Origin of the sequence: Chryseobacterium hilariae, assembly GCF_051400735.1 — a bacterium.
Classification (GTDB): Bacteria; Bacteroidota; Bacteroidia; order Flavobacteriales; family Weeksellaceae; genus Chryseobacterium.
The window spans coordinates 102854-126958 of record NZ_JBLFFJ010000002.1 but is presented as its reverse complement, the minus strand read 5'-3'; the positions used below and the strand labels follow the sequence as shown (position 1 = coordinate 126958).

Here is a 24105-nt window from a genome sequence, read left to right as displayed (position 1 = left end):
AATAGAGATATTCTGCTATATACTAACCAATTAACGACTATAGAGATGAAAAGAATACTTTTGGGATTTGCCTTGGGACTGGCAGCTTTGTCTTCCGCCCAGCAGTATCCAAATAACGGATGGGGAGATGACGGATATTATCAGAACGGAGACGGCTATTATAATGATGAAGATGACAGGAATTATTTCCCGGACGATTATTACTATAACTATCCTCAGGATTATTATCCAAGCGATTATTACCAGGGATACTATAATAATTACAGGAATAGTGTTGTAAATATCAACTGGAATGTATTCTTCAGAGATAACAGATTAAACCGATGGCAGATTGATCAGATCCTAAGTCTTAATAACCTGTATGTGAATTTTTCTACATGGAATAATTTTTACAGATACAATCCGGACAGATGGTATTATGACAGATTCTATGCATTGGAAAGAATTTTAGGACCAAGAGTATTTGTTGTTTTCCAGAACAATTATTACCGCGGAACCAGCCCGATCGTTTATTTCCAGAATTACAGGAGAACTTATTATGCACCGAGATATGCAGTAATGCCAAGATACAGGAATGTAAACATCAATGTGTATAGAGTAGACAGATCGAGATTCCGAAGAATGGATAATCCTACTTTTAATGTAATCAGAAGCGGCAGATCTGATAATGGATTCAGAGGATCTAGAGATAATAATAATTCCGGAGGCTTCCGTAAGCAGGCTGATAATAACAACGGTTTCCGCAATGAAAATAATGGAGTGAGAAATAACGGAGGATTCAGAGGGAATTCTGAAAATAACGGAACACGAGGCAGATACGGAAATAATAATGATAATGGCGGTTTCAGAGGAAATAATGAAGCAAACAGAGAAAGAGCTCAGAAAAGAGAAAATAACAATGGAGGATTCAGAGGAAACAATGGAGGTTCCAGATCTGAAAATTCCCCTTCGAGATCACAGAATAAGAGCAGTGAAAACAGAGGAGGTGGTTTCAGAAGCAGATTAGTAAGCAACAGATAATAATTTTCATATATTATATTTAAGTGGTGTGAAGGGCAGGTTTTAGGATCTGTCCTTTTTTTTATTTTTTTTATTTTATTGTTTTGATATTAAAATTTAACATTTTTTATGAATATTTTATTTTAACTTATCTTTTAACTAATAATCAAAAAGATGTATAACAATTAATTAAATATTTTTTAAGATGAAAAAATTAGTTTTAGCAATAGCATTTATCGGAATGGGAGGTTTTGCAATGGCCCAACAGACCACAACGACTCCGCAAGACAAACAGGCAAGAAGAGCAGAGATGCAGCAAAAAATGCAGCAAAAGCATCAGGAGCACCTTGACCAGATGCAGAAAGATCTTAACCTGAACGAGTCTCAGGTGGCGCAGATCAAAAGCCTTCATGAAAAAAGAAAGTCTGAAATGAAAGCTGACTTTGACAGAAGTAAAGAAGCAAGACAGGCCAAAATGGAAGACATGAAAGCCAAAAGAGCTCAGATGGATGCTGATATGAAAAAGATCCTGACACCTGATCAATATGACAAATGGCAGGCTGACAGAAAAGCAAAAATGGAGCAGAGAAGAACGGCAATGAAGGATAAAAAAGTGATGAAAAAGACTATGAATACTGCAGCTCCGGAAGCAAAATAATAGTTCATAATTTTGATTTTTTAATGTTTGAAGGACGGGTTTTCTCTCGTCCTTTTTGTATTAATTTTCATTAAAACTTTTGATTTCGGGCTTTTATTACGTATTTTTGAATATAAATTTATACTTATGATCAGCGAAAAAATTGCAACGTTAATTAACGAACAGATAGCTCACGAACAATATGCAGCACAATATTACCTTTCAATGTCTGCCTGGTTTTCAGGAAAAGATCTTGACGGTATCGCGAATTACTTCAGAGTTCAGAGTAAAGAAGAATTGATGCACGCAGATAAAATGTTTGATTTTTTAAATGACGTAGGCGGAGAGATCATCATCGGAGAAATTGCAAAACCTCCCCATGAGTTCGAAAATGCTACTGATATTTTCGAAAAAGCATTGGAGCACGAGAAAAAAGTAACAAGAAGTATCTTCAACATCGTAAAAAATGCCAATGATGAAGGTGATTTTGCAACAACATCTTTTATGCAGTGGTTCATCAACGAACAGGTAGAAGAGGAGGCTAGTGCTTCGCAGTATGTGACAAAAATCAAGATGGTTTGCGATAATCCATCGGCACTCTACCTTTTTGATCAGGAATTATCTCAAAGAGTATTTGTACCGGCTGCAACAGCTTAAGCAAATTATATTGTACAAACAGCCCCGGCGTTCGAAGAACGCCGGGGCTGTTTTTTTCTTAAACATATTCTGAAGTTATCCACAAAAATTCATGAAAATGACGGGTAATTGTTGATAATATCTATGATTTTAAATTGTTTATTTCGTTTGTTGATAGGTGTTTGTGAGGTGTTTTAAGAGTTATCCACATTGCTTTGTGAAAAACTTTTATGGGTTTTCCTTTTTGATGTAAAACGGAGCCAGTCTAGAGTAGAAGTAGTATTAAAAAAAACTGATAGATAGTTTTGTCATTTTAATTTCGATAATTTTATCCATTCATTAAATGTAGCTTCTCCTCCCAGACCTTGAACAAAATAGCTGTTGTTTTCTTTTTTAATTTTGAAATTGGCATTTTGTGACTTACAGTTTTCTTCATTTCCTGAATAATATAATTCCAGCATATCATTATTTGCAATAGCTTTATAGTCACCATTACATCTGATAGGTTCATGATAGGTACTGGTAGTTAGAACAGCAACATCATTTTTTATAACGAAATGATATGTAATATTGGCTGTACCGGAAGTCGTTTCTTCTGTTTCTACGACTGCTGAGAATTCTCCCTGAAATTTAGACTCAGATAATTGTACATTTTCAGTAGTGGGCTTTTTTGTAGGGTGTTTTTTATTTTCATCATGGGTTTTACAGCTGATTAAAAATAAATAGAGCATTATTAGTACCCATTTTTTTACTTTAACATCTTTATCCATCATTATAATTCTAAAATTAATTAATTCTGTCGTACAGCCTTTTGGGAATTTTATTTAAGTCCTTATTTTGTTTTTTCATAAGTGAGAGATAAAGATTATAATACTTCCTGGCTTCTTCTTTATTTTCTAACCCCCATTCTACATCAGCCAAATTTAAATAGGCAACAACTCTATTCGGATATTGTGAAATAATATTTTGTAATAGAAATTTAGAGTCATTATACACTCCTTTTTGTTCTAGAGAAAAAGCTAAATTATTTGCAACTTCTACGTCGGTTATTAGAATGTCATCTGGTGACGTTTCTGGATAGTTAATAAAAATATCTTCATTAGATGTATTAAAAATTTTCTTTGCAAAATTTTTGCTTTTGAAGTCAAGATAATTGACCGTAGCATTATTTTGTGAAAAATTTTCTTCTAATTGACTTCCTTGTGACTCAAGGTTTTCGTAGGTTTTATCTTTCATATCAAAAGAATCAAAATAAATTCGATTGCTCATGATTCCTTCTTGCCCAAATTTTATAACTTCTTTATATACTAAAAATATTCCTCGTTCTGAATAGATAAAATTATATTTCTCTTTAACTTTAGTTGCAGAAGCATTTAGTTCATAAATCAAAGAAAACTCATTATTTGTTCCTTGTGAAAAATTTGTTGAAATAGACATTTCGTTGATCATTAAACCCTGATAGGTGGTTTTTTTACCATGACAGAGCAAGACGATATTATTTTCCTGTACTTGTACCTTGCAATCTGATGAATTATTATCTAAAATTCTAGAAGTTGATTTATTTTCTTTAACTGTGTTATCAGATAAAGGAATATTTTTACTGTTCTTACCTGAACATGAGAAAAATAAGATGAGAGCTATTAATAATAAGACATGTTTCATAGGAGGCTTTATATAATGATTATTTTACTTACAGGCATTGTAGCATTCTTTACATGACTGTTTCAAAGTTTTAATATTGTTGGAATGAATACTGTCAACATATTTTTTTTTATCTATTTCAATGATGAATTTTTTTTGATTATCTAATTTTTTTAAAGTTATTTTTTCTGCACTTTTTGTATTTGTATTAAACCCTTCGACTAAAATTTCTTTTGGTGAAATTTGTCTGATTTTTATTTGCTTAATTGTATCATCCTCTTGTCCAAAATTATGAACTATATAGTTCTTTTTGATTTTATATGAAATGTAATTTGCGTCACATGGCTTATATAAAATCATACTTGTTTCTTTTTTTGTTAATTGATAGAAAGTATGATCTACAATACGTCCATAATTAAATTCACTTTCTGTGCACGAGAGTAAAATTATAATATTTAAAGCTACTTTTTTCATTTTATTGATTTCTTCTTACTTCAGATACTGTATAATCATGAGTTCCTCCGTTACTTTTTCCTTTAATTAGAAGATTATCTTTTATAAACATTTTATTGTCTGGGCTTGTGCCAGCTTCTTTTTTTGACGATCCAACATCAAAGAAATTATAATATCTTTTTCCGTTTTCACAACCAGAACCAACAATAACAAAAAAGTGATCAGTCGCTTTATGTACATTGTAAGTTGTTTTACGTAAATTATCATCTAATCCTACAACAACTGGATTACCAATTTTTAATTGTGAATCAATATAATCAATTCCAGTCTGAGCATCTACAGGAGTTAAAGTTTTATCATCTTGATCAGCCATAATTATGCAATTGGCTCTAGCTCCTCCAGTTATTCCATAATTTTTAAGTACCTTAACACTTGCTGCCCAACATTCACTAGGTTCCTGTGATATCCAATGTTCAGGCTTTGCTGCATTGTAGTGGGTTTTATTACATGATGAACACGGGGTACCAGTATTGCCATTATCTTTTCCTCCACAATTACATTCTTTAATTTTAAGACACTTTTCAATTTTTTCTGCATAGCCTTCTATAGTGGTTGCTTTATCTGTACCGTTGATTACTCTCCTGGCATTATAGTAGTCTTTTTTATTATCATTTATATAATTAGATAATTTCATTCCAGTAAAGATTCCTTCCTCACTTCCATAAATCATGATTTTCATTGCCAATTCATGATCTAGAGCATTATTTCTATTATCTACAAAATTAACTTTGAATTTTTCCTGCATTCGTCGATAATTTTTTTTCCAAGTTAACTGTACGTAACCTCTTCCAAAATACTTTTCGCCATCACCTTGTGCGGTATTTTCATTCTCCAATGCCATACTTCTCCGTTTTTCATTTTTGCCTAAAATAGGATCATACATTTCCTCAAAATATTTTTTTCTGACATTCCAGCTTAGCCAATTGGCTTCTTCTACAGGATCGAATGTCTCTCCAGTTTCATGTTTTGCTGTTGCAAGCATATAGGCAATATGATGTTTATTACAACATCTTTTTTCATTGGAGTAATATTCTGAAATGCTTTTGAAAATTCTTTTTAAATTATTTTTTACAGAAATTGATAAAGGTATTGCTTTACCATTTTTATCTACTTTAGGAAACTCTTTTTCATAATTAGTACAGAAGTATTCCTCATCAATTGCACAACATTCAGTAGTTTCATTACCCCCACTGCTTAACTGTTCTCTTCCCACTTTCACTGCTCCCTTATTCTCCACCATATCAGGAAGCTTGGCTGTAGCATAAAGAATGGCCATATCAGAATGGTCTGCATACGCTGCTTTTTCTTTAGCCTCTTTTCCGTCTCCTTCTGTAGTTTTTACAACAGCAGAGATTTTAAAATAGTTTTTAGGTTTTCCCAGTTTAGATGGATCTACTTTTACGATTAGTTCACCTTTTTTATTGATGGTCCCTTCTGTTTTGTAAAAGAAGGTTTCTTTGGCGAATTTTTCTTTTACGTCTTTCCAGTCTTTCCATTGTTTCGGATTCCATGCTACGTCAAAGTACATATCAGATTTTGTCATGAAATGAACTTCCACTTTTTTATCTACCATATTAATGGCATATATTTTAAAATATAAAGCTTTGTCAATTGGTGAATTGTAGAGTTTTTCTGTATCTGAAGCATCACAGAAGTAGGCGTCAACAATTTTTGGAACATTGGTTACTTTTAAATATTCCCCTAAGGGCTTATCGCCATTCACTATTTTCAATGTGGCATCTTTGGGAGCTATTTTAAAGTGAAGTTTTCCATCTTTAGTCAAGCCTTTGGCTTCAATTTTTAACTTTATATTGTTATCAAGAGTAAAAGGCCAGTACACTCCTCCGGTTTCGGGTAAACTTGCTGCTATATTGTGTACCAGGTTGACTCCATTACTGTCGTTGTCATAAATCTGTAATGTTACTTCTTCTCCTTGCAATCCTTCATATTTTACATAAGCACATACTTCCTGTCCGTATCCTGCTTCTTTTATAATATTACCGCTCCCTCCATCATTGTCAATCCATTTTGATGTTTCTATTAGAATTTTCGGTTGGATAATTTTTATTTTTAATGGGTTTTGGGAAGATCTTCCTCCCATCAGGCAATCGATAATGTAATTTCCCGGAAGAACGAATTTGTAGTTAAATTTTTCTCCGTTTCCTGTTCCTGAAGCAGGACCTGTTACCTTCCAGACAATGGGGCCATCTTTTGCAGATCCATATCCATTAAGCAATGTTTTGCTAATTTCAAAAGGAACTTCAACTCCTGTTCTGGCCTTTTTTCCAGCTTTGATTTCAGTAACGATATTTTCCCTCACTTCAAAATGCCAGTCATCATCTTCTTTTTTTGCATTTTTTCCGGTAGCGTTGGCGGAGATGCTGTAGGCTTCTACGACGTATTTTTCAGGAGTCATCAGTTTGGAGCCTGCTATGGTGAAGCTTTTTCCGGTTTCCTGAGGAATTCCGTTAAGGTTCCATTTGATTTCTGAAGATTCTTCAGAAGTAAGGTCGTACGGGGAATTATCTGCTCCAAATTTATATTTCATCCTGGAAACACTGAAAGACATAGCTGTTCCTGGTCTTACAACCTCCGCACCATGACTGATGCCTAATACAGCATTACCTTCCGTTTCTCCGGCTATCTGTTTTTCTATGACTTCACCTTTATCATTGGTGTATCTTGCTATAATGGTATATTTTGCTTTGGTGTTTTTAGGCGTGAAGGTGAGGATTTCTCCATTCTCCTGAACGCCTTCTGTAATGGTATTTCCACTTCCGTCCTGTACTGATAAGGTGAGTTTTGATTTTTCCTCTGCCGTAAGATCGGGAATGAAAAATTTAGCTTTAAAAACCGAAGGAACTCCTTTCCTGAATTTTTCTGTTTTTGGAAGGATCGATTCGCGTAGTAAAATCAGCGGAGGTACATTCAATATCAACCAGTGTATTTTCTACCACTTCTACATCAATAGAACAGGAAGGATCGCATTTGTCATATTTTCCTTTTTCAAAATCCTGATTTTTAGGTTTTCCATAACCTTCTATTCTGAATTTCCCAAGTCCCTCAAAGCTCTGCGAAAACTCTGTTCCGATTTGCTCTCTCAGGAAAATCCTGTTTTCTTTTTTCCCCTGATGATCGCTGTATACCATCCAGGAAGTAAGTTGTTTATTACCGCTTTTCAGATTGGCTTTAAAAGAAGCTTCTTCATCTTTTCGGAGATAGATCATACTGCTTTTATTTTTAGAATCGATTTCTTTAAAAGCTGTTCTGTTTTCTACTTTGGTTAAAACAATAGAAGTAACGGAAGGGTAGTCCTCTTTTTTCTTAGGCTGATCTATTGCCGGATTGACCATGGCAAGTTCCACCGGATTGGTATTATCGGCGTGGGCATTACTCACTGAGTCGGTTTGACCATGTTTGAATACTGTGATTTTTCCACCTACGGTACATTGCAGTTCGGATATTTCCGTAAGGGTGTTTTTGCCCATGACCTGTGTGCTTTCATAGGTTTTGCTCCATTTAGGTGCAGGAGCTAAAGCACAGGGAAGATAACCTCCCGATGAAGGTTTTAGCTTACATTTTCCAAAGGTGGCAGGAGTAGGGTTGAATGTAGTATCTGCTTCGGTCGCAGCCAATTTACCCTGCTCATCATTCAGGACAATAATAGAGTGGGTGGTAACCTGTAAATCGGCAGTTTGTTTTGGATTTTCAGCTTTGTCACACACGCATTTTGCATTGTGGACGACAAAATATTTTCCGTCATGATCACTTTTAGAAGCTTTTTCTTCTTTTTTCTCCTCTTCCTCCTTTTTCTTTTCCTGATCTTGCTTCTGTTCGGCACTCTTTTGCTCTTCTACCGGATCGGGTGGTGGAGTCTCACCATTCATGGTATAAATTTCGTCCTTTGGCGGAGTCTGAAGAATGAATCCTGCATAAGGGATATCGGAAGTCTGCTGACCGGAGCCAGCCTGCTCATTATGATACTGTTTAAGCTTTGTCCAGTCTTTGATACCCAGTTTTTTAGCGATATCCTGCAGCGTTTCTCCGCTCTGAACGGTATATGGGATAGGTGCTGACATATTCTTATTTTGTTTCTATGGTGATGGTGTGCTGGTAATAAAATTTATCTTCTGCTTCAATACAAACCTGGGTTTCTGCTTTTTCCATCCTTCCGGTTTTACCCGTATAGCTGATGTTGTTCTGAAAGTCTGCATATAGAGGGAGATGCTCTTCGTCGAAGTTGACATAATAATCATGTTGATGAATGTATCTGATCAGATCATTCATAATATCCTGGGCATTTTCAATTTTAGGTTCAAAAGACAATGTGTTGTTTTCTTTTTGATATTGGGTTTCCCCTTTCCATTCTGAAGTCCCAATGGGTAAAACTCTCCAGGAAGTTTCATACTGCCTTTTAGGATTAAACTTCTGCATGCCATATTCCAGCATTTTGATAAAGTGAAGCTGTTTGATGAACTGGGTGAGTTTTTCATCAGTTTCAATGGCTCTAAAAAAATTCGTTTGGATGTGGTCGATACCTTCTCCACTGTAGATATCATAGATACTGATGTCTGCTTTTTGAATACGTTTTCTGATTTCCCCAAGGTTTTCAATGGAAAAACTGTATTTGTTTATCTTACAGGTTATGGGAAACAGAGCATCCATATACGTGTTGGATACCTCAAGAAATTTGGTGTCTATTTTCTGGCCATTGACCTTAAAATTCGATCTGTTGATTACTATTTCTTCACTGTCTTTTTTTCCGGGTTCTATGTACAGGGTGTAGGAGAGTAAGGCATCATGCTGCTCTCTCCCTATTTTTATAGTGCATTGATCCTGCACCGAATAGGTAGAAGTAGGGAAAAGATCTGTTGATGGTGAGGTCATGTTTAAATTTTTAATTTCAATTTTTGTGCTTTATTTTATGCTTTTTACCTTTTTAATTCAGGTCAAATACATTGCTCGCGTTCCATTGTCCGTTGATAAAAGCTCCCTTATACTGGCATTCCGGTCCTTTTTTGTCATTAATAACTACTGAGTGATACTGGAAACCATAAATTCTATATACTTTTTCATTATAAATAAGTTGTATTGTATCATGAATGGAAAAGCCTCCATCGTATTCAAATTCATTAGGTTCTTCAGCATCATTTAATATCTTATTCAGTATTGTTTTTCCTTTATCATCATTGAGCTGTACATTGATCTGATGAGGGTTTTCTGCTTGTTTTACTGCAAATATTAAAGATGTATGGACCTTCGGATTTTTTTCACATTCTGTTTTAAACTGATTATCTTTATTGTTCTGGGAAATAAAACCGTAAGCCGCATATCCGGACATAGCAATAATAATTAAACCTATTAAAAAATATATTTTCTTATTCATCAGGTTTATTCCGTCTATTATTTTCCTGCTTCAATTTTTATAATGTTATCATCTCCTATTTCCTGCGGTTCATTATTAATGGTGTATATGATATTTCTACCTTGATTCTTTGACATCATTTTAAAATCATTGATTCTATATGATGAATTATTAATTTTCAATTCATAATTTTTGTTGAGCCGGAACTGGGTTACATCTTTAAAAATAAGCTGTAAATAAACCGTTTTGTTCAAACTGTCATATTGCTTTTTTATCTCAATATTTTGATCATACGTTTTTATTTTTTTTTCTCCTTCAACTTCTGCTAGAGAAATAGTTTTGATAGGATCTTTATCATTCCAGTGATAAACATATATTTCATTTTTCAGATGTCTTTCCTGTGAACAGGCTATAAATGCGAATGAAATAAAATAAAGTATGAAAATTTTATAGCTAGTACATTTCAATATATCCATAATAATTACTTTTAAATGATTTAATATTTAGTCCAGGTTTTCCAATCATTTTTTGTACATCTGCATCATTTTCCCACCTTCCACCAAGTGTTAAATATTTACCCGTTTGAGGATCACGCCCCCAGGTGAATATTTTAAAGCTTACTGATGCTGCTTTTTCCAAATCTGAAGTAGGATTCTTATCAGCATCATAAAAAGTCAGCCCTCCTTCATAAACTACCCAATGTGAATCATTGAAAACATCAGCTAATGAACTATAGCTTGATTTATTATATATCATATCAGCATCTATCATCATAAGGATATGACGTCCTTTTTTGTGAAGGCCATCTATTACTAATAATTCCTCAAGATCGCTGTTGGAAAAATAATCATGAATTCTACCGGATAATATTCTTTTCTTGTTATTGATGTTATTGTAACTTAGTCCATGTGCTGTCGAATTGCTGAATCCGCCTACCTGTTTGCCCATTCTTGCAAGTATATCCGGCCAGTTTACTGCTTTAAGCATGTTCATCCTACCGCTTTCTTTTCCTTTATAAATTAAATTGGAAGTACTTTCTTTACTTCTTGTTGTTGCTAAAACCAACCAGTCTACTTCAAACATTCCCATGCCTTTAAAATCCTGACTCTTTTGAGGGTTTACATCATACATTTCAAGGGCCTGAGGATGTGGGGCTATTACATAACTGCCAATGGTACATTGTCCGGTTCTCAATAGATCTTTAACAATTTTCAAGTAAGAACTTGAACTTCTTTTAATAAGGACATTGTATAAGGCAGCCATTCCACATAGAGAACTGCTGGCCTGTTTTACTTTCCAAGGATCCTTAGCTCTTTCTTCTGCTTGTTTTTCAACCAGTTTTCTGTCAAAAAATCTAAATCTGTTATGGTGCCATACTTTTAGATATCCTTCTGATTCTTCATCATTGATGTATGCCATAATATGCAGTGTTCTTCCACAGATATCTTTTTCATCCAGGTAGAGACTGTATTCTTCGCCTGTTTTAGGAGAAGTATATTCTATCCATTTGTTCTTTGAAAGACTGTGATATTTAAATTTCCATTTGATCTTCTTTTTATCTTTTGGGGGAAGATTGGTATAAGTATCTGCTCTAAACTTATAGGTCTTTCCAAACACAGCTCCGTCCTGGTTAAAGTTTTTTCCGGTACCGTCATTATCTGAACCTTTTTCCAAAGGAGTCAGAAGCTTGATGCTTTTGATCTGTGTAGGCTCAATGCCTTTACGTTTGGTGTCTTTTTTTATGTCAAATTCTACTCCTGCCATATCAGTGTTAATTTAGGGGTTAAGCATGGCTATCTTTTGTTAAAACTCAGGCTAAAATATTTTCCTTTCTGTTCATAAAGAAAAGACATCAACTGGTCTTTTTCTCCTTTTATGATATATACATATTGTTCCGAATTTCGATGAAATCCTGTCTCATTGATTTTCTTCAGTATAGAATTCAAACCTTGTAACGTAATATCTGATCCTGGTATTTTAATAATACAGGATTCCTGAGTCTGATTTATTACAGTTAAAGAGTTAAGATCTGTCGCTTTTGTGTTCGGGATATTTAAATTTTTTATTTTAAAATTGTCTTCATCTAAATCATATTCAATAAGGATGTCATCAGCCTTAGGCTCGCCGTCAAAATCTCCGGGAGCATTATAAAAAGTGATATTACCTGCAGAGGTTGGAAGGCTTTGCCCAGCTATGTATTTTTGTGCTTCCTCTTTGGTAAGACCTGCAATATGGCTGTTAATAGAATCTGTGACCTTTTTAGAGTCTTGTATATCCTCTTCTGCAAAGTCGTTGATCTTTTGTATTCCATTGATATTATCCTGAAAACTGAATACGTAATTGCCATAGACATCATTGATAGACGTATATTTTATTTCCATGTTTTTTGCAGGGAGATGTTTCATACATGAGGTAAAATTAATTAATAATAGGAGTGTTAAAAGATAAGGTCTCATAATTCTATGTCGATTACTACGGTGAATGGCTGATATTTAGATTTATCAGTCGAATTTTTAAAATGTTGCAGGCAGAACATAGCCACTAAGCCAGGAATCCACTGCTTTTTCATCCCGCTGGCTCCTCCGTCTTCCCATCCGGCACCGAAGGTATCCAGAAAAGAGACTTTGTCTATTTCGATTTCAATTTTTTTGCTGACCTGATATTCAAATAGTTTATAACTTGCTATACAACCCTGAATTCCTCCTACAAAAGTTGCGATTTCATTGACCCATGGATTTAGACCTTCTTCTGCCGAATAGTAAGGCAGTTTTGTAGAAAACTGATACACTTTGGTTGGGCTTTCACTGATGTATTTTTTCTCTCTGTAGCGTTTTTCAAGCTCTGCTTTTAAGGCAGTAATAAAAGTGGTTTTAAATCTGTCCGAGTCTTTTACCTCGTTAGAAGGATTGGAGCCTGCTGCAAAAGTGAAAGGTTGCCCTCCTCCCGTGAAAAAGTGATCCGCAATAATTCTTCCGTTTTTTCCAAAGCCATCTTCTATATCAGAAAAACCAACTAATATAGTCTTTAACTCAGCTTTAAGATAAGCCTCAGAATATGATTTGGTAAGGTTTACATTAAAAACATCATATTTAGTCATTCCGTTTGCCTTCATTAAAGCTTCGGATGGTGCATCTCCATACATCCAGTCGTAACCTCTGTCACCTCTGCTATTGACAATGACCGTCTTTCCATTTTCATTGATCCAGTATCCCTTTTTTACAACTCCACGGTCTATAAGTATTTTTTTATCTTCAGGATCGGCTTCACTTTCCCTCCCAAACCCCTGCATGATCGCTCTTTTCTGGCTGGAAAGTTCCAGATTCTGCTGCGTTGCCTCAATAATCACTTCTCCGGATTCTTCATGAGAAACCTTGCTTAGAGAGGTGTAATTATTCGTAACCTGTACGTTGATATTGTTTGCTTTTTTTACAATGGCCATATCAAGACTTTTAGTGGCTGTTGCCCTGTTCGCCGCTTTGTGATTTTACCGTTTTTTCACTTTGTAAAATCATATTTTCTTTCGTGCTTACAACCGTTACCTTTTCAGCATAAGAATCACTTTTCTTAGCCTGGATATTTCTTTCGTTTTCGGAAATTTCCGTTCTCATATCAGAAGATTCGTGGATGTTTCCGGTGGCGGTCTGCATAAGATCTTTCCCTGCAGTATCAATCATATTTACTCTTGCATTGGAAACAATATTTACGTTAGCTGTGGAGAACATACTGTTTCCTGCAATAGAAGTGATGTCGTGTCCTGCGGTCATCTTGATATTCTTACCGGCAGTGAAAGTCATATCTTTCGGTGCGTTTACAGCAATATTTCCTTTTCCGTCCATAAAGTAAGTGTTTCCACTTGGGTCTTCAATAAAAATACTGCCTTCAGCATCATTAAAAATAACTTTATTTCCGCTGCGGGTTTGTATGGATTTGATATGGTTATTGACACCCCCGCCTAAACCTACCGCTCCATGGAACATTCCTCCCATAGCAAAAGGGAAATCCGGATGATGGTATTCAAAACCTACCATAACCTGATCTCCGACTTCCGGAACAGCTACAAAACCTCTGTTTTGGGTGATAGCATCAGTTCCTCCTGCGTCAGGGCTCATCATTCGGATGAAATGGGTGGTATCATGTAACTGCCAGTCAAATTGCACCTGTATTCTACCCTGATTCAAGGGATCGGTATTGGAAATCACAGTGGCGATCTGAGGCTCTGCTTGCGGATGCTGAAATTCCGGAGTAGGAATATATCCTGTTCCTTCTGCGATTGCTTCAAATGATCCGATGTAGTAACCCCGTGTATTGACTTCATGGGAAACTTCTGTGATCATAAGTTTAGTAAAATAAGACGTCTGGTTGGTGTTTGGTTTTCTCATTTCGATGTCTGCAATACAACCGGGATGCAGAAAAGGAACCGTCGTATTTCCGGAAACCGTAAAAACTTCTACAGCAGCACTTCCTGCCGCACTTTGCTGGACATCATCTACATTTAAAGACATATTTGCATTCACGGGAGAAGGATTCAGTGATCGGGTTTTATAAATACTGTCATTAAGTTCATAGGCCTTTGACGCAAGCTGTCCCAAATGTTTGATATTGGCTATTGAACTAAGCAGCTTTTCATGTTTACTGCTGTTGTATCCGTAAAATTCCGGTTTTGTATGCACCGCTTTTAGTTCAATGCAGATATCACTTACATTACTTCCGTAAATAAGCTTGATGGGTTGCTCACCTGGTGGCAATTTCCCAAAGTGCAGAACTTCACCATCATAATAGAACTGTTCTCCATAGGTTTCCGCCAGTCTTGCCAGATAGTTATAATGCGTTTCCTTATATTGTGCGCTGTAATTGATGTAGCTTTGATTTTTTGAGTCTACTTTGAAATCATATTTGCCGGAGCCTAAAGCTTCCTTGATCACTCTGTCAGCAATAATCGATGTATTGACTGACTGATCCCCTCCAAAACTCTGTGTGTGGGGAGCAGAATCCATCAGAATGGTCGGGCTTTTACCTTTCAGAACAATATTTCCCAGACTCATTTCTTCCTGGCTGAATGCTACCTGAGTGATCAGTCCCACGAAAGTTCTTTCAGGGCTCTCATTTTCCGCATCTTTATATTTAAAAACGACAGTTAAACGTTTTCCTAAGAACTGTTGAGCTTCTTCCAGATTATAATCCTGATGGTTTTCCAGGCTGTCATGAGCGAGTGTAAGTTCGAAAAGATGGTGTTTTCTTATGCTTTGCCGTAAACGGAAATGCTTGAAATGCCTGATGATTTTGCCTTCAATAACAATATCCAGCTTTATCACCCGTTGCACCCCTGCAATATGATTTTCAGCAATTTTATCTGCATTGCTAGTCTTTTTTTTCATTATTTGGTTTGTGATTATATCACCAAAATTAGAAATACTTTGCGATAATTAAGCAATATAGATTGTTAAAATTTTAGAATCATAATATAAGTGCCGTTGGGTTAGGTAAAATATAATTCATTAAATGAGTTGAATTGAATTCTAACCATATTGATATTGAAAGTAAAAAAAGAAAATAATTCCGGCTTTTGAAGGGTTAATGGTTAAAATATAAATATCATTTTTTTTAATTGAGAATGATGTTTTTTAGATTTAAAATCAAAATGCAATGTCTTTTATAAAAAGGTCATTGTGAATTATAAATAAATAAGCTGCGTTTTTAAAACCTTTCTTCCCAGACTTTCCAGAATACGTTTATAATTCTCAATTTGCTGCTTATTCTTTTCCGTTTCTTCACCTGTTTTAAAATCTACAATTACATAACCTTCTTCACTCTTCAGGATTCGGTCGGGCCTGAAAATATGACTTTGTCCTCTTTCCGAGATCATAATATCCTTCTCATTGATTACTTCCCATTTTTCATCAAAAAATTCAGCATACTTTCTGATAATCTGAACTAAAGTTTCCTCGATCTCATTTTTCTCTTCCAATGTGATCTGTCCGTCCAGAACATAGCTTTCCAGAACTTTGGCTGTATCTTTCTCCGTATTGATTTTCGAAAGTAACTCATGGACGAAAAGCCCGATCCTTACTTTCTCGTTTCGTACCTGATAATTTTTGGAAGGAGTTGCAATCTTTATAGACGCTCTGTTTTCATTAATATTTTTAAGGTTCTGAATAGCCTTGGTCTTAAATAACGATATTCTATCCCTAGAATGTTTTTTCAGCATTTCCGGATGCACTTCATACAGATCGAATTCATCAGATCCTTCCGTATTTTTTGCGTTGAAAAATTCAAGGAGCTCCAGATTATTGGATGTTTTATTTGCTTTCTGAAGATAGAAAAATAGCTGCTCAACAGGACGGGTAGTTGCTACATACTGAAGACACAATCTGTCGATCAGGTTTTTATAGGAATTCTTTTTATTAAATGCCTCGATTTCCTCATCATAGACTTCAAGGTTTTTGCTGAACTGATTGATGTTGACTGATTTCAATGCATCGTCATTATTGGTATCAAACCAGTTAGTGAATTCGCTGTCCCGGTTTTTATTCATCATCGGGATAAATACAATTGGGAATTCCAGTCCTTTCGATTTGTGAATCGTCATAATCTGCACGGCATCAATATTTTCCGAAGCCTGAATCGTATAAGCTGAAGCCTCTTCATCCCAGTATTTCAAAAATTCTTTCGTGCTGGCTCCTGCATTTTGTGTGAAATTGAAAAGCATTTCAAGGAAATTCAGGAGAAAATCTGTTTCCTTATTTTCCACAGCGAATTCATTGATGTAGTATTCCACAAAATTATACAGATTGAATCTTGGGAAATTATCCTGTTTCAATTTCAGGGAATAGGTATTCTGAATGAACTGAAGTACTTCTTCATGCGTTTCTATATCCAGAATTTCCTTCATTTCCAATGTGAAATCTGCCATATGAATTCTTCCCAGAGCATTCAGATAATACATCATCATGATCAGATTGGGCTTGTTCTTAGGATTGATTTCCCACCGTAGAAATTCAATAACCGCTTTTAAAGTATTGGAAAGTTCCAGTGTCAGACCTTTGTCGGAAATTGTTTTAATATTTGTTTCCTCCCCACGGTAATTCACTTTTAAGTTCCCCAGTTTTTGAGAATAGCTGAAAATATCAAAGTTGCCACGACATAAGATCGTAATATCAGAAAATTTAAAACCATTATCCAGGCTTTCCTGAATATCCTTCCTCATTTTTTCCGAAGTATCATTGTAAAAATCCTCATTCGTAAGATTGTCGATCAGGCTTACCTTTACGCGGCCTTCGATCAGGGATCTTGAGCTTTGTTCAGCATCTTCTCCGAAAATATTCCGGTGTTCATCTTCCAGACCTTCTGAATGATACCGGTACAGCTCATTATTGAACTGTACAATATTTTTAGCACTTCGCCAGTTATCCTTTAAAACAAGAAGAGCTGCTTCCTTTGGAGAAAACTCTTTCTTGTTAATAATATCCAGCATCAGCTTGCTTTCCCCACCCCGGAATCTGTAGATACTCTGTTTGGGATCTCCTACAAGCGTAAAAGAAGTATTTTCCGTAGAAACGCTGTGATCGCGCAACGGAACAAAATTCTGCCACTGCAGTTCCGAAGTATCCTGGAACTCATCAAAGAAATAATGCTGAAACTGTGAACCTACCTTTTCATAAATAAAGGCTGACGGTTCGTTTTTAAGATTTTCATTGATCAGGATATTAAATTTTGAGAGCAGGACAAGATCATTCTCTTCCTCAATTTTTTTTAACTCATCCTGAATGTCTTTATTCACTTTCAACGGAAGAAGCGCAGACAGGATCTTTTCCTTCTTCTGGGTTTCAATATATAAAAGAATCAGCTGCATTCTGTTATCAAGAAGCTGATCCAGGATCTCAAAGATCTCAGGTTCCTTACTTTTAGATTTTGAAGAGGCTCCCTTTCTGTAATTGTTGACTACAGATTCTTCAAGCGTTGTGGGAAACGGAAACCCGGGCCTTTTCTGATTGTAAAAATCCTGAACCTTGGTAAAAAAACCTCCAATCCCGTTTTTACCCTGTGCAAAATCTTCGATGTCAATATTTTTGGACCGGAACAGATCAATAGATTGAGCAGCAAGTTCAGCAGACCGCTTTTTATTCTGAACGATTTCTTTTCTGAGCGTATTTTTTATAGTCTCGTAATTCGTATCATCAAAGCTTTTGTTGCTTTTCAGATGTTCGTAGTGAATATCTTTTACAAACTCCTTAGCAGAATCATAAAGGTTTTTATTAAGATTGATCCTTTCATTGTTTTCCAGGCTGTAATCTACATAATCCATAAAAGAATTAGAGATATTTTCGTTCTCACCAATCTGGTCCAGCATTTTATCTACAGCTTCGATCAGAAACGGTTCAGCCTCGATTTCAAGATTGAAATTTTTTGCTAAACCCAGTTCGTATGAGAAACTCCTCACCAGCCTTGAATTAAAACGGTCAATCGTTCCGATGTTCAGCGTTGAATAATTGTGAAGTACATAATCCAGTAATTTTTTGGAACGGCTATGGAGCTCATCAATCGTTATTTTCAGTCCATCAGCCTCAAATGCTTTCTGAATGTTTTTCAGATCGCTGTTTTCCGCAAAATTGTCCGCAGAAAAATTCCCCAGCCAGGATAGAATTCTCTCCTTCATCTCGTTAGCCGCTTTGTTGGTAAAGGTAAGCGCGAGAATATTCCTGATCGACTGCTGCTGATTGGGATAGCGGAGACAGATCATCAAAAGCCTCTGGACTAGGGCATATGTTTTCCCCGACCCGGCTGAAGCATTGATCACTGTATAAGAATTTTGCATTGCTGAATTTAGAATTGAGACTGCAAGTTAGCTAATTTTTAAGTGAAATTTTAACAATTCAGAGTGGTGATTTAACAGTTTACTGAGCAAAAATCAAAAAGAAATCCTAAAACACGTTAACTGTGGTTAAACTTACCATTTAATTTAAAAATAATTTTAGATTTGCTCTATAAAAAACTGTCCGTGAAATTTAAACTACTCTTTTTTTTAACCACCCTTTTTTTCGTTAATACTCATGCCCAGAATTATATTTTTGGAAAAGTAATCTCTGAGGGCAGGTCAGAAATTCCAGATGTAACTGTAATTAATATCAGAACTGATGAAAGAACGGTTACCAACCGGGACGGGCACTTTATGGTTTCCGGAAGAGCAGGGGATGAGCTTCGCTTTGTAAAGGCAGGCTACGAACGCCTCGTTAAAAAAGTTTCTAAGGAAAATATAGAATCTCCCATTAATATCACTTTAGAAAGAGCCACCATATTGATTCCCGAAGTAGAAATCAAGCAAGGAATTACCGGGGATCTTAAGGTTGATGCCAAAAACCTTAACAGACCTAAAAAGGTAGAAAAGCTGATAAAAGATATTGACGGGTATATTGCGCAGAAATCAGATCCAAGAATACTGGCAGCAAAACCCGGAGAATTTGTACAGCCGAAAGGAGAGGGCTTTTCTATCGGGAAAGTGAAAAACAAGTGGGATGATATTGACTTGGGCAATTATCTGAAAACAGCTCTTGGTGAGGAATATTTTACGGATTTAAAAATCGAAAAGTCTCAGATAGATCATTTTATAAGCTATGTTCTCGCAGGCGGTTTTGAAAGGAAAGCTATCCTGAAATATGGTTTCTGCAGTGATGTTGACCTCTACAGGTTTCAGCGTTTTGTGCTGACGAGAATTTCCTCTTACCGCGCCCCACAGACTCAAAGATAAGCAGGAATGAGAACTTATATCAAAAACAGCCTTTACGTAATTCCGTTTTTTGTCACGACAGAAATTTTAGCCCAACAGCAGATCGCAGGAATAGTTACAGATAACAGCAAAAAAAATATAAACCCTGTTTTAATTATCAATATTTCCAACAGGAAAAGCACATTGAGTGATACTTCGGGGAACTTTACGATAGAAGCATCGGAAAATGATGAACTTAGATTTGTAAAAGAAGGGTATTACCGTTTCGATAAAAAAATAAGGAAAGAAGATTTCAGTTCTCCTCTGATGATAAGCCTTGACAAAACTGAAATAGAGATCCCCGAAGTAAAAATTGCCTATAAACCTACCGGTAACCTGGAGCGGGATAACATGCATCTTAATGAATCCAGAAAAGTGGTTTCTTTAAGATCAGAGTTGGATGATTATATGAAAAGTCCGCTGAATGAAGCTTTACCGGATAATACGGTTTCGAGAACCTTCAAACCTGATTATAATGCGGGGCACGTAAGCATTTTAGGAGTTTTGGATGCTGCTGTAGGACTGTTCAAAAAAGCGACAGAACTTAAAATCACCAAAGCCAATTTTACGGAAACACAGGATTTTCTTAAAAGAATCAAGCAAGAAATAGACTTACAGTTTCTGAGAAAATATGGTATGGATGAAGAGCAGATAGATCATTTTTTAATCTATGCCAATGATACCCGTATGATGGCAAAAAAATACAGGAAAAACTTTAAGGTTGATATTATAGGATATGAATTAAAGGTAGCCTTTGCAGAATATAAGAAAACCCATAAACTGGACAATATTTAATCTTAGGAATAAAAACATGAACTTTACAGGTGGAAATATAAGCATTAATGACTGGAAGAAAGTTTCGTTTCTCCTTGTTTTTATGTTCAATATTTACTTCTCACAGCAGACAGTTACGGGCCGTATTACCGATGACAGTGGCGAAAACCTGAGTTCAGTGATTGTTATCAACATGTCTACTGACCAAAAAACGTATTCCAATTCCACGGGAATGTTCTCTATTGAAGCCAATCCAAATGATGAACTGAGATTTGTAAAAGCAGATTTCAGAAGGGTTTCTGCCAACGTTCCGGCTAATGGATTCAGTGCCCAGCTTTTGGTTGTTTTGATTCCGATCCCAAAAGAAATTGAAGAAGTAAAGGTAGTTAAAAAACCGACCGGTGACTTTGAAACGGATTCCAGGCTGGCTTCAAAAGTAGATAAAGGTGAGATTATACGACAAGCAGTAGGCTTACCCCAACCCGTTGGGAAAATGAGGGAAAAACCGGCAGAAGTAAAGCAGGTGCTTATTCCGATACTTTTAGGGAGCTTGGATGTACAGGGAGCTTATGATCTGATCAGCGGAAAAGCAAGGCGCCAGAAAAGACAATACAGGTATGATGATCTGCAGGAACATATTGCATGGGTAAGAAACAGAGTGGATAATGAATACTTTACTCAGGCGGGAATCCCGGAAGAAAGAATTTCAGAATTTATACAGTATTCCTTTGAGGCTAAGCCCCAGATGCGCACTTATGTAAAAGCAAAAAATTTATCCGGAGTATTATTGAGAATGGAAGAAACCATGCCTGTTTATCTGGAAAGATTAAAGCAGAAAAAAATACAGGAATAATGTTAAGAAATTCTTAAAATTCGGAATAGAAATTGATGTACTGTTACTTAAATTAATCCATCACAATTTTTATGAATAAAAATATTATTGCAGTAGCAGTCGGAGCACTGGGATTTGTCCTTGGGCTTGGCTTTTTAGGAAATGCCATTAAAAACAGAAATAAATCTGAAAACACTATTTCCGTAACAGGATTGGGGACTAAGCAATTTACTTCTGATCTGATTACGTGGTCCGGAAGTTTTTCCAAGAATAATTCCGATTTAAAAGCGGCTTATGATGAGCTAGCCATAGATAGAAAGGTAATCAATGATTATCTTGTCTCAAAGGGCATCAAACAGAATGAGATCGTGTTTTCTTCTGTAGATATACAAAAACAGTTCAGAAGCTATAATGATTCTAACGGAAACTATGTGCAGGGTGAGTTTTCAGGCTACAACCTTACCCAGAAGGTTTCTATTGAAAGCAAAGAGGTTGTAAAGATAGAAAACCTTTCCAGAAATATCACGGAGATTATTAACCGCGGTATTGAATTTACTTCTTCGGCACCGTCATATTTTTATACTAAACTGGCCACAGTAAAACAGGAAATGATCGCCAGTGCAACCAAAGATGCTAAAGAAAGAGCTGAGAAAATTGCAGAAAACTCAGGAAGCAGCCTGGGAAATCTTAAAAAGGCTACTATGGGTGTGATCCAAATTACCGAGCCAAATTCCAATGAAGATTATTCCTACGGTGGAACATTCAATACTTCTTCCAAAGAAAAAGAAGCCAATATTACGATAAAACTGGAATACGAAGTCAACTAAAAACCTCTGTAAATAACCGTCTATCTATTCCCCTCCTCCGGAGGATTGGCAGATCGAAGATCTGACGGGGTGGTCAAAAAAATAAACCGCAGGAGAATTTCCGGCGGTTTTTATATTTTAATGATACACAACATCATAAATTTCATCTTTTACCCGTTTCAGATCTTCAGGTGTATAATTGGCCAGCAGCCAAAGATCAAGAGGCTTTTTTCCTTCACCATAACTTGGCTGTACATACATTTCATCGATCAGGGTAAATCCGTTTTTCTGATAGAAAGCATATCGTCTTTTCGCATCGTCACCCAAATGATCAGGTTCTATTTCTAAAATAATCCTCGGATAATTTTTAAACAGATATCCGGTAATATGTGATCCCAGTTTCTGGCTTCTGAATGCCTCAAAAACTTCAAAATGTTCTACAAAAACATATGAACTCAGTTCCCAGATAATAAGATAGCCAATAGCCTGGGACTCATGAAGCACTGAAATTACTTTCACATGAGGATTTGAAAATAAAGTGGTAAATTGTTTCCAGTCCCTTTGCTCATCTGTGGGGAAAGTGCTGGAGTAAGACGTATAGATGTCCCGAACTCTATAGTCTTCGGCAGAAGTTATCGGTAAAAATTCCATAATTATAAATCAAAAACGCTAGGTCTTCTTGTAATAAAAATATCTTTGATCCAAAGCGTGAACGCCAGTCCAAGATAGATCAGAAAGAAAAAACCGGCAGTTGCAAAAGTAGAATAGATGAAGAAGACCCTTAATTTCGATACCGGGATCCCCAGTTTAGCTCCTGTTCTCGTAAGGACACCAAACCATTCTCTTTCCATTTTGTGGCGGATATTATCAAACATTTGAAGATTCTTTTAAAAGTTTAAATCCAATACTGCAATTTAAGCAATTTTTTTCTTCACACGAGGTTTTATGATGATAAATAAGGCTCTGGCTTTCCAGCGCGTTTTTAACCCTGAGCCCAAGCTTTTTCCACCCGGAGGTTATAGAATTTTTTTCAGGGGTAATGTTTCTGTACAGTCCCAGTATCTCCTCTGCAATTTCCTCATTATGGTATTTGTGGTAAGTATATTTTAAAGGAAGCACAGTATTTAAGATGACCAGTTCAATGAAATCCCTGCTCAATGTTTTAGGCTGGAATTTTGAAACAGTTCCAAAATTAAAATGAAAATCCCAATATTCTGAAGCTTTTACCGGCGCAAAGACTTCGTACAGTTTGTCTATGCTATCAGCTTTAATGATCTTTGAAAACAGATTCTGATGCCTGTAATAAAGATCTGCCAGCTGTGAAAGACGGATCGTGGGGAAGTTTGGAGGACGAAGCCTTAAAAACTTCGGATGTAATGTCAGATCCGGGATGCTGAATTTTTTTCTGATGAATTCAAATTCCCTTTTCCACATTGCTGTTTTTTCATCTTTTGGATGGTTTAGCCACCCTGAGATACCAAATAATAAGGCTTCAATCTGTGATTCATTCTGGCGGATTTTGTTGACGACACTGAAATCTATAGACTCCGCAATCTGTCTGAATATGTGAGCATTTATTTTTAATCCGAAAGAGTAGGCCAGGCTGTGAAAAAGTACCGCTTCAAAATTGTTCTTATACTTTTCTAAGTTTTTTTCCAGTTCCTGAGATTTTTCATCCAGCTTTTTAAGAACGTTGGCTTCGTGAAAATGAAGAGGGATTTTATTGGGATCAAAAATATTTTCGCAGGGAATAAACTGAGTCCCATTGATCATTTTTTCGTATTTCCAGAGAATATTCTGATCAATATGATCTTTCAGTTCCAGAGTGGGAATATTTTTAGAGATGAGGTCGGTGATCTCAATGTCATTCTGATAAACAACATGAAGGATAACATTTTGGTAATTAGGATCCTGAGAATGATTATGGAATACCCAGTCGGAGGCGCGAAGGTGCAGCTCGATATTTCCGGCAATAACCAGGTCTTTTGTTTTAATTTTTGCATCAAGAAAATCAGGCCCTGCATTTGTATTCCATTTTCCAAAGCTGATAATCTCAACGGAATGCCCTTCAATATCCCTGAAGTTGTAATGTTTGAAAACCTTATAGTTCCAAAGATATTGAAGCAGTTTTTCCGTCATAGT

The 24105-nt window shown here is 36.0% G+C and carries 23 protein-coding genes; 7 read left to right on the top strand and 16 right to left on the bottom strand.

Annotation, left to right across the window (positions count from 1 at the left end):
- Nucleotides 1-45: 45 nt before the first annotated feature.
- From ACMGDK_RS07380 to ACMGDK_RS07370, 3 genes are all read left to right on the top strand, one after another.
- The gene (locus ACMGDK_RS07380) at nt 46-1020 is read left to right on the top strand and encodes a hypothetical protein (protein WP_436807361.1); all 975 of its coding nucleotides are present in this window, start codon (nt 46-48) and stop codon (nt 1018-1020) included.
- A gap of 184 nt (nt 1021-1204) precedes the next feature.
- Nucleotides 1205-1657, top strand: coding sequence for a DUF4890 domain-containing protein (locus ACMGDK_RS07375; RefSeq protein ID WP_436807360.1), 453 nt, complete (start codon nt 1205-1207; stop codon nt 1655-1657).
- Between the two features lie 126 nt (nt 1658-1783).
- Complete coding sequence (locus ACMGDK_RS07370; protein WP_034740414.1) at nt 1784-2293, top strand: ferritin; 510 nt, start codon at nt 1784-1786, stop codon at nt 2291-2293.
- A gap of 287 nt (nt 2294-2580) precedes the next feature.
- Here ACMGDK_RS07370 and ACMGDK_RS07365 read toward each other — a convergent pair whose 3' ends face one another.
- The 13 genes from ACMGDK_RS07365 to ACMGDK_RS07305 form a co-directional block, all read right to left on the bottom strand.
- Complete coding sequence (locus ACMGDK_RS07365) at nt 2581-3003, bottom strand: hypothetical protein (protein ID WP_436807359.1); 423 nt, start codon at nt 3001-3003, stop codon at nt 2581-2583.
- Between the two features lie 55 nt (nt 3004-3058).
- The gene (locus ACMGDK_RS07360) at nt 3059-3934 is read right to left on the bottom strand and encodes a tetratricopeptide repeat protein (protein WP_436807358.1); all 876 of its coding nucleotides are present in this window, start codon (nt 3932-3934) and stop codon (nt 3059-3061) included.
- A gap of 24 nt (nt 3935-3958) precedes the next feature.
- Nucleotides 3959-4387 (bottom strand): hypothetical protein, encoded by a 429-nt coding sequence (locus ACMGDK_RS07355; RefSeq protein ID WP_436807357.1) that lies wholly within the window; start codon nt 4385-4387, stop codon nt 3959-3961.
- Nucleotide 4388: 1 nt separating this feature from the next.
- On the bottom strand, nt 4389-7364 hold the full coding sequence (locus tag ACMGDK_RS07350) for a hypothetical protein (RefSeq protein WP_436807356.1): 2976 nt from the start codon (nt 7362-7364) through the stop codon (nt 4389-4391).
- The gene (locus ACMGDK_RS07345) at nt 7273-8505 is read right to left on the bottom strand and encodes a PAAR-like protein (RefSeq protein ID WP_436807355.1); all 1233 of its coding nucleotides are present in this window, start codon (nt 8503-8505) and stop codon (nt 7273-7275) included. Before ACMGDK_RS07345 ends, ACMGDK_RS07350 begins: the two co-directional genes overlap by 92 nt.
- 4 nt (nt 8506-8509) lie before the next feature.
- The gene (locus tag ACMGDK_RS07340) at nt 8510-9313 is read right to left on the bottom strand and encodes a hypothetical protein (protein ID WP_436807354.1); all 804 of its coding nucleotides are present in this window, start codon (nt 9311-9313) and stop codon (nt 8510-8512) included.
- A gap of 52 nt (nt 9314-9365) precedes the next feature.
- Entirely contained in the window at nt 9366-9812 is a 447-nt protein-coding gene (locus ACMGDK_RS07335; RefSeq protein WP_436807353.1) for a hypothetical protein, read from the bottom strand.
- Nucleotides 9813-9829: 17 nt separating this feature from the next.
- Nucleotides 9830-10267: a hypothetical protein gene (locus ACMGDK_RS07330; protein ID WP_436807352.1), complete on the bottom strand. Its 438-nt coding sequence runs from the start codon at nt 10265-10267 to the stop codon at nt 9830-9832.
- Complete coding sequence (locus ACMGDK_RS07325; protein ID WP_436807351.1) at nt 10245-11555, bottom strand: hypothetical protein; 1311 nt, start codon at nt 11553-11555, stop codon at nt 10245-10247. Before ACMGDK_RS07325 ends, ACMGDK_RS07330 begins: the two co-directional genes overlap by 23 nt.
- Nucleotides 11556-11584: 29 nt before the next feature.
- On the bottom strand, nt 11585-12172 hold the full coding sequence (locus ACMGDK_RS07320; protein WP_436807350.1) for a hypothetical protein: 588 nt from the start codon (nt 12170-12172) through the stop codon (nt 11585-11587).
- A 71-nt stretch (nt 12173-12243) separates the two neighbouring features.
- The gene (locus ACMGDK_RS07315; protein ID WP_436807349.1) at nt 12244-13230 is read right to left on the bottom strand and encodes a hypothetical protein; all 987 of its coding nucleotides are present in this window, start codon (nt 13228-13230) and stop codon (nt 12244-12246) included.
- 10 nt (nt 13231-13240) lie between these two features.
- Nucleotides 13241-15166, bottom strand: a complete 1926-nt coding sequence (locus ACMGDK_RS07310; protein ID WP_436807348.1) for a type VI secretion system Vgr family protein — start codon at nt 15164-15166, stop codon at nt 13241-13243.
- Nucleotides 15167-15462: 296 nt separating this feature from the next.
- A complete protein-coding gene (locus tag ACMGDK_RS07305) occupies nt 15463-18618 on the bottom strand; it encodes a UvrD-helicase domain-containing protein (RefSeq protein ID WP_436807715.1) in 3156 nt (1051 codons plus the stop codon).
- A 168-nt stretch (nt 18619-18786) separates the two neighbouring features.
- On the opposite strand from ACMGDK_RS07305, the gene ACMGDK_RS07300 reads away from it, so the two are divergent.
- The 4 genes from ACMGDK_RS07300 to ACMGDK_RS07285 all read left to right on the top strand — a co-directional run bounded on the left by ACMGDK_RS07300 (nt 18787) and on the right by ACMGDK_RS07285 (nt 21984).
- Complete coding sequence (locus ACMGDK_RS07300) at nt 18787-19533, top strand: carboxypeptidase-like regulatory domain-containing protein (RefSeq protein ID WP_436807347.1); 747 nt, start codon at nt 18787-18789, stop codon at nt 19531-19533.
- Between the two features lie 6 nt (nt 19534-19539).
- Complete coding sequence (locus ACMGDK_RS07295) at nt 19540-20346, top strand: hypothetical protein (RefSeq protein WP_436807346.1); 807 nt, start codon at nt 19540-19542, stop codon at nt 20344-20346.
- 16 nt (nt 20347-20362) lie between these two features.
- Nucleotides 20363-21178 (top strand): carboxypeptidase-like regulatory domain-containing protein, encoded by an 816-nt coding sequence (locus tag ACMGDK_RS07290; protein WP_436807345.1) that lies wholly within the window; start codon nt 20363-20365, stop codon nt 21176-21178.
- Between the two features lie 71 nt (nt 21179-21249).
- A complete protein-coding gene (locus ACMGDK_RS07285) occupies nt 21250-21984 on the top strand; it encodes an SIMPL domain-containing protein (RefSeq protein WP_111957240.1) in 735 nt (244 codons plus the stop codon).
- 117 nt (nt 21985-22101) lie between these two features.
- On the opposite strand, the gene ACMGDK_RS07280 is transcribed toward ACMGDK_RS07285, so the two are convergent.
- From ACMGDK_RS07280 to ACMGDK_RS07270, 3 genes are read right to left on the bottom strand one after another with little or no spacing between them, the layout of a single operon-like run.
- Nucleotides 22102-22614 (bottom strand): GNAT family N-acetyltransferase, encoded by a 513-nt coding sequence (locus tag ACMGDK_RS07280; RefSeq protein ID WP_436807344.1) that lies wholly within the window; start codon nt 22612-22614, stop codon nt 22102-22104.
- Nucleotides 22615-22616: 2 nt separating this feature from the next.
- Nucleotides 22617-22838: a PspC family transcriptional regulator gene (locus tag ACMGDK_RS07275; RefSeq protein WP_169234843.1), complete on the bottom strand. Its 222-nt coding sequence runs from the start codon at nt 22836-22838 to the stop codon at nt 22617-22619.
- Nucleotides 22831-24102 (bottom strand): DUF2851 family protein, encoded by a 1272-nt coding sequence (locus tag ACMGDK_RS07270; RefSeq protein WP_436807343.1) that lies wholly within the window; start codon nt 24100-24102, stop codon nt 22831-22833. The genes ACMGDK_RS07275 and ACMGDK_RS07270 overlap by 8 nt, the downstream gene beginning before the upstream one ends.
- Nucleotides 24103-24105 lie beyond the last annotated feature (3 nt).